Below are 14326 nucleotides of genomic sequence, written 5' to 3' on the forward strand. Positions count from 1 at the left end.
ACGTGCATAGTTGTGCCATCCTAAGACGATCAGTTAACTATCAATTTGCTTAACGAGAGGAGATAGGGAAGATGTCAGGCAACAATAAACAAGCTACAAAAACCTTACCCCCACAGGAGCAGCATCATCAGCCAGGGATTGAGAGTGAAATGACGCCGCTGCCCAAATACGAGCCGGCAAATTATAAAGCAGCAGGTAAACTGCAAGACAAGGCGGCGTTAATTACCGGTGGAGACAGCGGAATTGGGCGTGCAGTTGCTGTGCTTTTTGCTAAAGAAGGCGCTGATGTGGTCATTTCATATCTTAATGAACACTCAGATGCAGAGGAAACTAAACGTCAGGTCGAGCAGGAAGGCCGCAAATGTATCCTAATTCCAGGTGATATCGGTGACGAGAAATTCTGTAAGGATCTTATTAAACAGACGGTGGAGGGCTTAGGAAAGCTTGATATTCTCATCAATAACGCGGCAGAGCAACATCCGCAAGCTAAGATCGAGGATATTACTTCCGAGCAGCTTGAGCGTACTTTCCGTACGAATATATTTGCGATGTTCTATTTAACAAAAGCAGCTATGCCTCATTTAAAAGCAGGATCTACCATTATAAATACAACTTCAATTACCGCTTATCGCGGAAGCCCGCAGCTGCTGGACTATTCATCAACTAAAGGAGCTATTCTTAGCTTCACACGATCCTTGTCCACGAATCTGGCAGAGAAGGGCATACGGGTAAACGGTGTTGCACCAGGTCCAATCTGGACACCGCTGATTCCCTCTACCTTTGATGCAAAACAGGTTAGCGAGTTTGGAGGTACACAGCCTATGAAACGGCCTGGACAACCAGAAGAGCTGGCACCAGCCTATGTATATCTGGCCTCTGACGATTCCAGTTATGTGACTGGACAGGTTATTCATGTAAATGGTGGCGAGGTAGTAAACGGTTAGATCAGTACAGCTAATGTGAATAAATGGGTGTATTTCAATAAAAAAATATGTTACTATAAACCACGTTAGCATTTTAAAATTGTATATTTATGTCACTAGGGGTGCCGATTGGCTGAGACGGAATGGATTTCCGGACCCTTTGAACCTGATCTGGTTAAGACCAGCGTAGGGAAGTGGAGAACGAATTTCTGTTGTCGGGCTATTTGTAGTGCCGTCTATATACAGATTCTGACTGCCTTCCTTACGGGGGGCAGTTTTTTTGTTTTTTACTGACCTACAGGGAAGTGAGAGAGGAGATCGTGATGTTGCAAGCTGAGATCCATCTAATATCAGACGGCAAGCTACAGCTGAGACATTTTGTTGAACTAGCTGTCACGGTGCAGACATGGGTCGATTATATTCACCTGAGAGATAAGCAATGTCCTGCATGCGAACTGCTCGCTGCGGCACAGAAGCTGTTGGCTGCCGGTATGCCCGCTACCAAACTGATAATCAACGACCGGATCGATGTAGCCTTGGCAGCTGGTGCCGCGGGGGTTCAGTTGGCTTGGCACAGTCTGAGTCCGGTTACAGCCCGGCGAATTGCACCTCAGCTTCGGCTGGGGAGATCGGTTCATTCTCCGGAAGAAGCGGCGAATGCCTCAGAGCAGGGAGCTGATTATTGCTTGTTTGGTCATGTATTTCCCTCGGATAGCAAGTTAGGGCTGCCCGCACGTGGGTTAGAGCTGCTTGCAGAAACGGTGAAGACCAGCTCTATTCCTGTAATTGCGATTGGCGGAATTAGCCCCGCTAATGCGGCGCAGATCATCAGGAAAGGTGCGGCAGGAGTTGCTGTGATGTCCGGTATTTGCGGAGCGGATGATCCTTATGAGGCCGCCAAAGCTATTCATAAGGCGGTTCATTCATAGCCTGGAGGTAACAGCATGGGCGAAGGGGGTGATTCAGAATGAAGCTGTTGATTAACGGGAAATCCGCAGAGTGTTCTGGTGGTATTCAAACTATAGCTGATTTGATCAGTCTTCCTGAGTGGTCGGGTCGTTTGATGATCATTGAGCTGAATGGAGAATTTGTCAGTAAGGAGAATTATGAAAGTACTGCTCTGAGCGAGGATGATCGTTTGGAACTGGTGCACTTTGTTGGTGGGGGTTGAGATGGAGCGGTATAGAATTTTGAGAAATTTATAAGAACCAAAGGGAGGTAATTTCATGCATGACCCGTTACATATTGGCGGCATCGAATTAACCAGTAGATTATTTATCGGAACCGGAAAATATAGCCGGAATACGTTGATCCCCGAAGTGATCGCAAGCTCTGGTTCTCAGGTGATTACTGTAGCGCTTCGCCGAGTGGACCCGCAAGGTGGAGCAGAAAATATCATGAACCACATTCCCGGCCACATGACTCTTCTGCCTAATACCTCAGGAGCGCGTTCAGCGGAAGAGGCAGTCCGTATTGCAAGATTAGCAAGAGCTGCGGGACTGGGGAACTGGGTCAAGATCGAAGTGATCAATGATCAGAAATACCTGCTTCCAGATAATCTGGAGACCATACGAGCTACAGAGATTTTAGCAGCGGAGGGTTTTGTAGTACTGCCTTATATGAGTCCGGACCTTTCGGCTGCTTTACGTCTGAGAGATGCCGGTGCTGCTGCTGTGATGCCGCTTGGTGCGCCGATCGGAACGAATCGCGGCCTGCGCACCAAGGAGCTTGTGCGTATTCTTATTCAAGAAGTGAATTTGCCGATTATTGTAGACGCCGGAATTGGCAAGCCCTCGGAAGCGGCGGAAGCAATGGAGATGGGGGCCGCTGCTGTTCTGCTTAATACGGCTATTGCAACGGCACGTAATCCGCTCGTCATGGCGGAAGCGTTCCGCGAGGCGATATCCGCTGGCCGCAAAGCTTATTTGGCAGGACTCGGTCCTGTAGAAGAAGTTGCTTTTGCTTCGTCACCGTTGACTGGATTTTTGAACTGAATTTGATAGGTCACGAAAGGAGGGAAGATTAGCATGAGCTTTTTTGACACACTGGCCCGCTTGGAGCAGTATCCTTATGAGCAGCTGTGGAAGGAGTTCCGGGAGGATGACGTTAAGCGGGCGCTTGGAAAAGACAAGCTGAACGAAAATGATTTGCTGGCATTGCTCTCTCCGGCAGCAACGCCGCTGCTAGAGGAGATGGCGTTGGCTGCACAGCGACTGACCCGTGCACATTTTGGTTATTCGATGCAGCTGTTCACACCGATGTATCTTGCGGATTTTTGTGTGAATCATTGTACCTACTGCAGCTTCAGCTCCATTTATGATTTTCCGCGCAAAAAGCTGTCCTTGGAGGAGGTTCGCAGGGAGGCTGAGAAGATTGCAGCTACAGGTCTGCGGCATATCCTCATTTTGACTGGTGAATCGCGCCGGGAGAATCCTGTCTCATATATTAAGGATTGCGTAGATGTACTCAGGGAATTTTTTTCCTCTGTCAGTATTGAGATAAATCCTCTATCAACTGCAGAATATAAAGAGCTTCTTCAAGCAGGGGTGGATGGATTAACACTGTACCAAGAGGTGTACCACCAGGAGACTTACAGAAAGCTGCATGTTAAAGGGCCTAAAAGAAACTACCGGAATCGCCTGGATGCACCTGAACGCGGCTGTCAGGCAGGTTTTCGTTCTGTGAATATTGGTACGTTGCTCGGGATGTATGATTGGCGGCAAGAGGCATTCCAAAGTGCCATGCATGCCCGTTATTTGCAGGATCGGTATCCAGATTGCGAGATCAGTCTGTCACCTCCACGGTTTCGGCCTTATTTAGGGGAATTTAACCCGGAGTGTGATGTTACCGACCGATCGCTAGTGCAGATTATTTTGGCATACCGGTTATTTTTACCCCGTTCGGGCATTACTTTATCTACAAGAGAGCCTGCCTCTCTACGCGATCATTTAATTCATCTAGGAATAACTAAGATGTCAGCCGGGGTCACTACTGAGGTGGGCGGTCACACTAATGCAGGGGGAACTCCGCAATTCGAAATATCCGATAGCCGTAGTGTGCAGGAGATTACGGAAATGCTATATACGAAGGGTTTGCAGCCCATTTTTAAAGACTGGGATATCCTGACCGAATCAACAACGTAACGCTTGTATTATCAATTATTAATCACTAAATGGACCCCTGCGAGATTCATGCGGAGGTCCATTTTTTATTGTATAGAGGGTGTTTAGTTTCCGGCAGAGAGCTCATCGAGAGACATTTCGAAACTCGGTGCCATATGAGTCAGAAAATAATCCACTTCCTGCAGGTCAAGCCCACGAAGTTTTGCTGCTGTCTGCTCCTTCGCGGCGGCGAATTCTCGGTTTCCTGCAGCAACTTCCCATACGCATTTCAAATAAGCATCCAGCCGATCAGCGGCTTTCACATAGCTGTGCAGCAGAATGTCCTCCGAATCGGGAGGGCTGTCTTCCGGTCGTATAAGCTGAGTGTAGATGCTTTTCAGCTCTGATGGAATCATTCCAGTTAAGCGATCAGCCGCAACTTTCTCCATTTCGCGGAAGCTGGTGAGCAAGCGAGGATTGTTGTATTTTACCGGCGTGGCGATGTCACCTGTGAACACTTCGCTGGCATCATGGAACAGAGCTAGGGTTGCTGCTCGTTCCGCGTTTAGTGAACGTCCAAAATGAACATTACCGATGGAACAGAGCATATGTGTGAGCAATGCAACATGAAAAGAATGCTCAGCGACGTTCTCCGGTGCGGTGCTGCGCATCAAGCTCCAGCGCTGAATATACTGAAGACGATATAGATAGGCAGAAAAATGGTAGCTCAATTTTAAAGTAACCCCTTTCATGCGGTGCTAGGTATGATATTATTATACTAATTGTATCAAACTTTAGATAACCTGGAACTGCCGAGAGGAGCTTGAATGAAGATGCAGCATTTTGAAGACAGTATTTATAACCTTATCGTAGAAACTTCCACGAATTTGCCGGGAGATGTACGCCGGGCAGTTGCAAAAGGTCGCGCGCTGGAAGACAGGGCTACCCGGTCCGGTCTTGCTTTAACCACGATTGCGCAAAATATCGGAATGGCTGAGCAGCAAGTGTCTCCGATCTGTCAGGATACGGGAATGCCTACATTTATCATTCACACCCCTGTGGGAATCAATCAGATTGAGATGAAAAAAGATATTCATAATGCCATTGTACGAGCGACCAAGAATGGTAAACTTCGTCCCAATTCTGTAGATTCATTAACAGGTGAGAATAGCGGAGATAACTTGGGTGCAGGCACACCAGTCATTCATTTCGAACAATGGGAAGAGGATAAAATAGACGTTAGACTTATTCTGAAGGGTGGAGGCTGCGAGAATAAAAATATTCAATACAGTCTCCCGGCAGAATTAGAAGGACTCGGCAAAGCGGGTCGGGATCTGGACGGAATCCGTAAATGTATTTTACACGCGGTATATCAGGCGCAGGGACAAGGCTGCAGTGCCGGTTTTATTGGCGTGGGTATCGGCGGTGACCGTACGACTGGCTACGAGCTGGCTAAGAAGCAGCTGTTCCGCAAAGTGGAGGATGTTAATCCAATAGAAGACCTTAGTAAGCTGGAAGACTATATTATGGAGAATGCTAACAAGCTTGGAATTGGCACGATGGGCTTTGGTGGTGAAGTATCGCTGCTGGGCTGTAAGGTTGGCGTAATGAATCGTCTGCCAGCTAGCTTTTTCGTATCCGTTGCTTATAACTGTTGGGCCTTCCGCCGCCAAGGGGTGCTGGTTGATCCATCCACAGGCAATATAGAGGATTGGTTGTATGAGAGTGGTACAGGGATATCTGTAGATGATGAAGGGGCACATGAATCTGAAGCAGTAATTGCTGAGGGAGCTAACAGCCCAGCCTCTGAATCGCGGGAAGTACGTCTTACAACGCCGATAAGTGAAGAGGATATCCGTAGTCTGCGTGTTGGAGACGTGGTTATTTTATCCGGTGAAATGCATACAGGCCGTGATGCTTTGCACAAATATTTAATGGATCATGAGTCTCCGGTAGATCTGGAAGGGGCTGTGATTTATCATTGTGGTCCTGTGATGATGAAAGATGAGGAAGGCTGGCATGTAAAAGCTGCGGGACCAACTACGAGCATTCGTGAAGAGCCTTATCAAGGCGATATTATCAAAAAATTTGGAATCCGTGCAGTCATCGGAAAAGGTGGTATGGGTCCAAAAACGTTAAAAGCGTTACAGGAGCACGGCGGGGTATACCTCAATGCGATTGGTGGAGCCGCCCAGTATTATGCAGAGTGCATTAAGAAGGTCAACGCTGTTGATTTTATGGAATTTGGTATTCCTGAGGCGATGTGGCATCTCGATGTGGAGGGTTTTGCAGCGATTGTGACGATGGATGCTCACGGCAACAGTCTGCATGCGGATGTGGAAAAAGATTCTGCAGCTAAATTGACTCAATTCAAGGAGCCAGTGTTTAAATAAATGGGGTTACAACCGGTGGATAAGTCATGAGGAGGGCAGATTCTCTGAATGGCTTTTCCATGGGTTTTAATCAAATTATAAGGATTTATATGTCCAGACTATAAATGATCCTTAAGGAACGCCGAAGGCGTTTTTACCTGTCTAAAGGAGGACAATGAATGGCACCACATTATATTAGAAATGGGTTTCTTAACGTTACGCCGTATTTTATTGCGGAAGATGCAGACCAATTGATAGATTTTGTTGTGCACTGCTTTGATGCCAAAATTATTGATATGCTGCGAAATGATGAGGGAAGGATTAGGCATGCCGAGGTCAGAATCGGTGATTCCATCATTGAGATTTCCGAAGCGAATGAAAAGTATTCACCGGTACAGCTTGCCATTCATCTTTATGTAAGAAATGTTGATGAGACCTACCGCAAGTGCCTGGATGCCGGGGCTTCTATTATTGAAGAACCACTGGATAAATCCTATGGAGAAAGAGGAGCAGGGGTTAGAGACCGTCAGGGTAATCAGTGGTTTCTTGCCACCCGTACAGAATAAACTCATGTGTTTTTACAAAAGTAATACAAAGTAACAGTCCAGAGTTAATCAACTCGGGCTGTTATTTTTATATAATCTACTCTGGGGGGCTTATGTCACGGTCATAGTCGTACTGGTATTTTGAAGAAAATGAAGTTAGGATAAAAGATACAATGATAAAGGGAGAGGCAAATTTCAGATGAAACCGTTTCGCGCTCGTCTTACGTTTATACTTATGGCCTTAATCGGTATTTCCATGATTGGTACTGGATTTACGATGGCTCATCTGTTTAAGAGCTCCCATATAACTGCTCTGGAAGAGAATATGTCCCGGGAAATAAGTTTGCTCTCAGGAACACTGGAATTTGTAGATATGAATTCTTCAAATGCGATCCCGTATTACACTGAACAGGCGGAGCATATTTCTAAACTTTTAGATTCTCGGATAACGTTTATTACAAAGTCGGGTAAAGTAATTGGCGATTCTGAGAAAAACCCCTTGGAAATGGACAACCACTCCAATCGTGAAGAAGAGATAGGGGCTGCGAAAGAGGGAACTGGACGGGCAATCCGTTACAGCGAAACTCTAAAGCATGAGATGTTATATGTGGCTGGAAAGGTAACTTCTGATCAGGGATTTGACGGCTATATTCGGGTCTCAATGGGACTTGATGCTGTAACGCAAGGTCTTAAGCATGCTTGGATGATCATGGCTGCAGGTCTAATTATCTTGTTCTTGTCAGCTACTATTGTGAGCTATAAAGTAGCTTCAAGCATGACTTCCCCGCTGGAGCAAATCACAAGAGTCGCCCGGCGGATTACCGATCTGGATTATGATGCCAGAGTTCATTTGAAGCGTAAAGATGAAGTTGGACAGCTGGCTACAGCGATTAATGCGATGGCAGACAGTCTTCAAGACCAGCTTAAGACGATTCGTGATAATGAGGATCTGCTGCAAAGCGTGCTGGATAATATGACGGGCGGCATCATAATGATCAATGCGGAAGAAGAGATTGCGCTGCTTAATCGGGCTTCAGAGCGAATGCTTGATGTCAGTAACGGTGAAATGGCGGGTCATTCGTACAAAGAGTTAAAACGGCATTATGAGCTAACCCGTCTGCTTGAAGAAGGGGTGTTAAGCCGGGAGCCGATTCATGAAGAACGAAGTATTTATAACCCAAGAGAGCGAATTGTACGGATGGACGCGGTTCCGATGATCCAGGATGGTACGTACAGAGGTATGCTTTTCCTATTGCAAGAGGTTACGGAAATTCGCCGTTTGGAGCGGATGCGTAGTGAGTTTGTAGCTAATGTATCGCATGAACTCAAGACTCCGGTTGCAGCGGTCAAAGGGTTTGCCGAGACCTTACTGGGTGGCGGAGTTAAAGATGAAAAGACGGCGAGATCCTTCCTGCAAATTATTTATGATGAGAACGAGCGTTTAAATCGCTTGATTGGAGATATTCTGGAATTATCTAAAATCGAATCTAAACGGGTGCAGCTCGATTGCTCACCGGTTCATATCATTGAATTCTTTGATTCCGTGCTGGGAACCATCAGTAAAGTCGCTGAGAAGAAAAACATTAGTCTTAATGTAGAGGTTCCTGAGGAGCTATTCATTGAGGCGGATGAGGATAAGCTGCGTCAAATCTTTATGAATCTTTTCTCTAATGCGATTAATTACACACATGAAGGCGGAAACGTAAAGGTCTACGTTAAGAGTCTACTGAAACCAGACGGCTCCGAAAATGTTCAATTTACTGTTAGCGATACAGGTATGGGGATTCCTAAAAAAGATCTGCCGCGTATTTTTGAACGTTTTTACCGGGTGGATAAGGCAAGATCCAGAAGCTCCGGCGGAACGGGATTGGGGCTGTCTATTGTGAAGCATTTGGTAGATATGCACCATGGAGTGATTTCAGTTGAAAGTGATTTGGGAATCGGCAGTTCCTTTGTGATTGAATTGCCTTTGCTGCAGGAAGAAAAGACCGATTAGATTTTTGTAAATTCACTTTTTCAATTTTACACTAAGTTAACATTACGGTGATATGATGGTTTTGTTGCTGTTTTGTAAAAATCAAACTATATGGAAGACGGGGGAACCTATGGCTCAACGATTGCTTGTCATTGAAGACGAACCGACACTAGCCCGGCTGCTGTCCTATAACTTAACGCAGGAAGGTTACGAGGTGACGGTAGAGGATCATGGAACGGCAGGATATGATCGTGCGACGAGGGAACCTTTTGACTTGATCGTATTGGATCTGATGCTGCCAGGAATGAATGGCATTGACATCCTTGATAAATTGCGTGGACAAGGTATCCGCACACCTATTATCGTATTAACTGCTAAAAATGCTGAAGAAGATGTGGTTAGAGGGCTGAAATCCGGTGCTGATGATTATATAACCAAACCTTTTGGGGTATCCGAATTGCTTGCAAGAGTGAGCGCTGTATTGCGGCGGATTTCCGGTCTTGCTGAGGAGGCTCCACAAGAGACACCTATATCTGCTTCTACGATCATTCTGGGACAACTAGAAATCTATCCTGAGCGGTATGAAGTTTCCCTAGGTGGACATAGCATTAACCTGCGACCTAAAGAGTTCGAGGTATTGTTATATTTGGCTCGTAAACCGGGGGTAGTGCTGACAAGAGATGATCTTATGAACGCTGTATGGGGCTTTGATTATATTGGTGGACAGCGCACCGTTGATGTGCACGTAAGTTCACTTCGTAAAAAGCTTGAGCTAGATCCAGAATCCGTCCATATCGATTCCATTCGAGGTGTAGGTTATAAATTAGTTGTTAACAAAAAGAGAGCTCCGGTCATTTAGCATGACTGGAGTTTTCTTCTTTATCCCGTTCATAAACAAGATTCAGGTGAGATTACACGCCGAATTGTAGGGAATACTATCACGTGGACTAATTCATCTTCACCAATTTTACATTGCGTTAACATTTCTCTCCAACTGTATTTACATTAAAAGCTTATTATGGAGAACGAAGATGATGAGAAGGAGACGTAAATACTAATGAAATCCATCATTGACATAGAGAAACTTGATCTCTACTATGAGTCATTTCACGCACTGAAGAATGTGAATCTGCAAATTCCGGAGAAACAGGTTACTGCTTTTATTGGACCTTCCGGTTGCGGAAAATCCACTCTGTTGCGCACGCTGAATCGTATGAATGATATGATTCCTGGTACACGTATTGAAGGAACTGTAAACATCGGCGGCAAAAATATTTATAGTGACGAGGTAGAGGTAGAAAGCCTGCGTAAGCAGGTGGGCATGGTATTCCAACAGCCCAATCCTTTTCCAAAGTCGATTTACGACAATGTAGCTTATGGTCCTCGCCTGCACGGCATTCGTTCAAAGAGCGAACTGGATGAGATTGTAGAGCAAAGTCTGCGTCATTCCGCGCTGTGGGAGGAAGTTAAAGATTTTCTGAAAAAATCTGCCCTTAGCTTGTCCGGCGGACAGCAGCAACGGCTGTGTATCGCCCGAGCTTTGGCAGTGCAGCCGGATATTCTGCTCATGGATGAGGCAACGTCTGCACTTGATCCTGTGTCTACGCTCAAGATAGAGGAGCTTGTACAGGAATTAAGAAGTAAGTATACAATCGTTATGGTTACTCATAACATGCATCAGGCGGCACGTGTATCTGGTCGAACCGTGTTTTTCTTGAATGGTGTAATTGTAGAGGCGGCGGATACAGAGGTGTTGTTCTCTACTCCTAAGGATTCCCGCACCGAAGATTATATTTCTGGACGTTTCGGCTGATACGGGCTACAAGGGCGCTCGTCCTTGGAAATGGCAAGCTGACCATACATTAATGAGGAGGATCGCTCTTACTATGATTCGCAGAAAAGAATTTGATAAAGATTTGGAAGAGCTGCGCAGTCTGCTGCAGCAGATGGGTGAACATGTAATAGATGCTCTTGGTGGAGCAATTGTTGCTTTACAGAATCTTGATACTGTGCGCGCTCAGGAAATCATTAAAGCAGATTTGCAGCTGAATGCCATGGAAGATAAAATCATGGAAATTGGCTCACGGCTAATTATTACACAGCAGCCTGTAGCAAAAGATTTGCGCCGCATTATCGTTGCTTTCAAAATATCTAGCGATTTGGAACGTATGGGTGACTTGGCTATTGATGTTGCGAAAGCAACTATGCGCATCCATGGACAGCAGCTGATCAAGCCGCTTGTAGACATTCCACGTATGGCGGAAATTGTGACGACCATGATTGATGAGGCTATCCAGTCTTATCTGGATGAGAACACGGATCTGGCTTATAGAATGGCACAAGATGATGATCAGGTCGATCAATTATATGGTTCGATGATCAATGAGCTATATAGTTATATGGTGGCAAAACCGGATTCTGTATCCCAAGCTATGTTATTAACGCTGGTAGGCCGTTATATTGAACGGATTGCCGATCATGCGACTAACATAGGTGAGAGTGTTGTTTATCTGGTCACAGGCAGCCGTCCGGACTTGAATCAGTAATTTGCACTTACACAGCTTTTGTTATATCTTTAGTTAAACTAAGTAGCCGCCCTTTTAAAAGGGCGGCTACTTGTTGTATATCCTTAACATATCAGCTTATCCCACTGTTTAGGTTGGTAAAGCCGTTTCTACTTGTACAGGGCATATGGTAAGATGTAAGGAGTAAGCATGAAAAAGGCGAGGTGCACTATGGACAAGTTGATACTTATAGATGGAAACAATATTATTTACCGTGCTTTTTTTGCGATGCCCCCGCTGACGAATACAGCAGGGCAACAGACAAATGCGGTGTACGGATTTACAACGATGCTGCTTCGTTTAATCGAAGAACATAAACCGACACATATGATTGTCGCTTTCGATGCAGGGAAAGTTACTTTTCGGCATGAAGGTTATCAAGATTATAAGGGCGGCCGGCAAAAAACACCGCCGGAACTCTCCGAGCAGTTCCCTTTGTTGAAGGAATTGCTGACTAATTTAGGTGTACCGCAGTTTGAAATTGGCAATTATGAGGCTGATGATATTATTGGCACCATTTCACGCCAGGCGGATGAAGCGGGACGGCAGGTTATGATCGTGTCGGGAGACAAGGATATGTTGCAGCTGGCCTCTGAACATACGACCGTTGCCTTAATCCGCAAAGGGGTCACCGAAGTTGAGCTTTATGGGCCGGAACAAATCCGGGAGAAATATGACCTAACCCCTGAGCAGATCATTGATCTTAAAGGGCTGATGGGCGATGCAAGTGATAACATCCCGGGAGTACCCGGCGTAGGTGAGAAGACAGCTTTGAAGCTGCTGCATCAATTTGGATCAGTGGAAGGTGTCTTAGCTGGAACCGGTGAGCTAAAGGGTAAAATGAAAGAGAAACTGGAAACCCATGCGGAAGATGCGGTGATGAGTAAAAAATTAGCGACCATCTATCGTGAAGTACCGCTTGAGCATTCGTGGGAAGACATGGTCTTCAATGGAATTTCAGCGGATACAGCCGGACCAGCGCTTGCTAAGCTGGAATTTAAATCATTGTTGGACCGTTTGTCGCTTAGTGCTTATGCTCCTGTTACCGAGGGTGAGGAGAGTGCAGCTGAAGTAGAAGCTGCGGCACTTGATATTACGATCGTAAGTGAAGAAGAACTTAAGGAGCTTAGTGAAGCCCTGGCTGGTATTTCGGCGCTGCATGTGGAATCGAATGGAGATAATCCGCATCGTGCCGAGGTAATCGGAATAGGATTGTCCTCTCTGGAGCGGCATTACTATGTGCCGTTTGAATTACTGCATAAACCGGCCGCTGCGAAGCTGCGTGATTGGCTAGGAGATGAAAAGGCTCCGAAAAGTGGATATGATCTTCACCGCGCTGATTTGGCTCTACACTGGCAGGGAATTGCTTTTGCAGGTGCAGCCCATGATGTGCAGCTGGCGGCTTATTTGCTTGATCCTACGGAGGCTAATCAGAATCTAAATGATCTCACTGCTAAATACGGCTTGCCGCGGCTCTCTCCTGATGAAGAGGTATTTGGTAAAGGTGCCAAATACAAAATCCCTGAGCTTGAAGTTTTAGGAAATCACGTTGCACGAAAGAGTGCAACGGTTCTTGGAATCGCACAGAAGCAACAGCAGGAGCTGGTGGAGACCGCAATGACAGGGCTATTCGAGGATCTGGAAATGCCTTTGTCACGGATTTTGGCGGATATGGAGAAACAGGGGATTGCAGTCAATGCTGGTGATCTTAAAGAGCTTGGAAAAGAATTCGAGGCGCAAATTTCCAAATTGGTCAGTGAAATATACGAGATTTGTGGCACTGAGTTTAATTTGAACTCACCAAAGCAGCTGGGTGAAATCTTGTTTGTAAAGCTAGGTCTGCCTGTCGTCAAGAAGACGAAGACGGGTTATTCCACGGATGCCGAAGTGCTTGAGAAACTGGCGCCATACCACGATGTGGTGCGTTTGATTCTGCAATATCGCACAATTGCAAAGCTGCAATCTACCTACGTAGAGGGGCTGCTTAAAGAAATTTCCCCGAACACAGGGAAGGTGCATACATTCTATCGGCAGACAATTGCCGCTACAGGACGGCTTAGCAGCCAATTCCCGAACTTGCAAAATATCCCGATTCGTCTAGAGGAAGGACGCAAAATCCGCAAGGTATTCGTTCCGTCCGAACCGGGCTGGTCCATCTTAGCAGCCGACTATTCGCAGATCGAACTGCGTGTGCTGGCACATATTTCCGGTGATGAGCGGATGAAGGAAGCCTTTCTGCATGATATGGATATTCACACGAAGACAGCGATGGATGTGTTCGGTGTGACCGCAGAACAGGTGGACAGTAATATGCGCCGTGCCGCAAAAGCCGTTAACTTTGGGATCGTCTACGGGATCAGTGATTACGGTCTCTCGCAGAATCTGAATATTCCGCGTAAGGAAGCCGCGCAATTTATTGAACAGTATTTTGAGGTTTATCAGGGTGTGCGCCGCTATATGGACGATATTGTAGTGGAGGCACGAAAGTATGGTTATGTGACCACATTGCTCGAACGTCGCCGTTATCTGCCGGAGATTAATGCGAAGAACTTTAATCTGCGCTCTTTTGCGGAGCGGACAGCAATGAATACACCTATACAGGGAACAGCAGCGGATATAATCAAGCTGGCGATGGTGCATATGGACAAGGCGTTATTTGATCGTGGGCTTAAGAGCCGTATGCTGCTTCAAGTACACGATGAGCTTGTATTCGAGGTGCCAGAGGATGAAATGGAGCTTATGAAGACGCTTTTGCCGGAAGTAATGGGTGGAGCCCTAAAGTTATCTGTGCCGCTTAAGGCAGAGGTCAGCTTTGGAAGTAACTGGTACGAGGCGAAATAGACTCC

Annotated in this window: 13 protein-coding genes and 1 riboswitch; of the genes, 12 read left to right on the forward strand and 1 reads right to left on the reverse strand. The window is 46.2% G+C overall.

Annotation, left to right across the window (positions count from 1 at the left end):
- Positions 1 to 71 precede the first annotated feature (71 nt).
- The 5 genes from NST58_RS10355 to thiH all read left to right on the forward strand — a co-directional run bounded on the left by NST58_RS10355 (position 72) and on the right by thiH (position 4066).
- Positions 72 to 944 carry an SDR family oxidoreductase gene (locus NST58_RS10355; RefSeq protein ID WP_038569678.1) on the forward strand — a complete coding sequence of 291 codons (873 nt, stop codon included), beginning with the start codon at positions 72 to 74 and terminating at the stop codon, positions 942 to 944.
- An 87-nt stretch (positions 945 to 1031) separates the two neighbouring features.
- Positions 1032 to 1133: riboswitch (TPP riboswitch) on the forward strand.
- A 113-nt stretch (positions 1134 to 1246) separates the two neighbouring features.
- The gene (locus NST58_RS10360) at positions 1247 to 1852 is read left to right on the forward strand and encodes a thiamine phosphate synthase (RefSeq protein WP_339247619.1); all 606 of its coding nucleotides are present in this window, start codon (positions 1247 to 1249) and stop codon (positions 1850 to 1852) included.
- Between the two features lie 38 nt (positions 1853 to 1890).
- Positions 1891 to 2094: a sulfur carrier protein ThiS gene (gene thiS, locus NST58_RS10365; protein ID WP_339247622.1), complete on the forward strand. Its 204-nt coding sequence runs from the start codon at positions 1891 to 1893 to the stop codon at positions 2092 to 2094.
- Between the two features lie 55 nt (positions 2095 to 2149).
- Positions 2150 to 2917 carry a thiazole synthase gene (locus NST58_RS10370; protein ID WP_339247624.1) on the forward strand — a complete coding sequence of 256 codons (768 nt, stop codon included), beginning with the start codon at positions 2150 to 2152 and terminating at the stop codon, positions 2915 to 2917.
- Between the two features lie 33 nt (positions 2918 to 2950).
- A complete protein-coding gene (gene thiH, locus NST58_RS10375; RefSeq protein ID WP_339247627.1) occupies positions 2951 to 4066 on the forward strand; it encodes a 2-iminoacetate synthase ThiH in 1116 nt (371 codons plus the stop codon).
- A gap of 83 nt (positions 4067 to 4149) precedes the next feature.
- Here the strand turns inward: thiH and yfbR are convergent, their stop codons facing one another.
- On the reverse strand, positions 4150 to 4755 hold the full coding sequence (yfbR, locus tag NST58_RS10380) for a 5'-deoxynucleotidase (protein ID WP_139330047.1): 606 nt from the start codon (positions 4753 to 4755) through the stop codon (positions 4150 to 4152).
- Between the two features lie 102 nt (positions 4756 to 4857).
- Here yfbR and NST58_RS10385 point away from each other — a divergent pair, with 102 nt between their 5' ends.
- The 7 genes from NST58_RS10385 to polA all read left to right on the forward strand — a co-directional run bounded on the left by NST58_RS10385 (position 4858) and on the right by polA (position 14321).
- Positions 4858 to 6417, forward strand: a complete 1560-nt coding sequence (locus tag NST58_RS10385; protein WP_076125145.1) for a fumarate hydratase — start codon at positions 4858 to 4860, stop codon at positions 6415 to 6417.
- 158 nt (positions 6418 to 6575) lie between these two features.
- Entirely contained in the window at positions 6576 to 6962 is a 387-nt protein-coding gene (locus NST58_RS10390; protein WP_076124919.1) for a VOC family protein, read from the forward strand.
- Between the two features lie 178 nt (positions 6963 to 7140).
- The gene (locus NST58_RS10395) at positions 7141 to 8937 is read left to right on the forward strand and encodes an ATP-binding protein (RefSeq protein WP_076124920.1); all 1797 of its coding nucleotides are present in this window, start codon (positions 7141 to 7143) and stop codon (positions 8935 to 8937) included.
- A gap of 109 nt (positions 8938 to 9046) precedes the next feature.
- Positions 9047 to 9775: a response regulator transcription factor gene (locus NST58_RS10400; RefSeq protein ID WP_036678951.1), complete on the forward strand. Its 729-nt coding sequence runs from the start codon at positions 9047 to 9049 to the stop codon at positions 9773 to 9775.
- A 198-nt stretch (positions 9776 to 9973) separates the two neighbouring features.
- Positions 9974 to 10729 carry a phosphate ABC transporter ATP-binding protein PstB gene (pstB, locus tag NST58_RS10405; protein WP_036678954.1) on the forward strand — a complete coding sequence of 252 codons (756 nt, stop codon included), beginning with the start codon at positions 9974 to 9976 and terminating at the stop codon, positions 10727 to 10729.
- 73 nt (positions 10730 to 10802) lie between these two features.
- Positions 10803 to 11462, forward strand: coding sequence for a phosphate signaling complex protein PhoU (gene phoU, locus NST58_RS10410; protein ID WP_036678957.1), 660 nt, complete (start codon positions 10803 to 10805; stop codon positions 11460 to 11462).
- A 189-nt stretch (positions 11463 to 11651) separates the two neighbouring features.
- Positions 11652 to 14321, forward strand: a complete 2670-nt coding sequence (polA, locus tag NST58_RS10415) for a DNA polymerase I (RefSeq protein WP_339247632.1) — start codon at positions 11652 to 11654, stop codon at positions 14319 to 14321.
- Positions 14322 to 14326: the final 5 nt, after the last annotated feature.

The sequence above is a fragment of the Paenibacillus sp. FSL R10-2796 genome (genome assembly GCF_037965315.1).
GTDB lineage: Bacteria > Bacillota > Bacilli > Paenibacillales > Paenibacillaceae > Paenibacillus_AQ > Paenibacillus_AQ odorifer.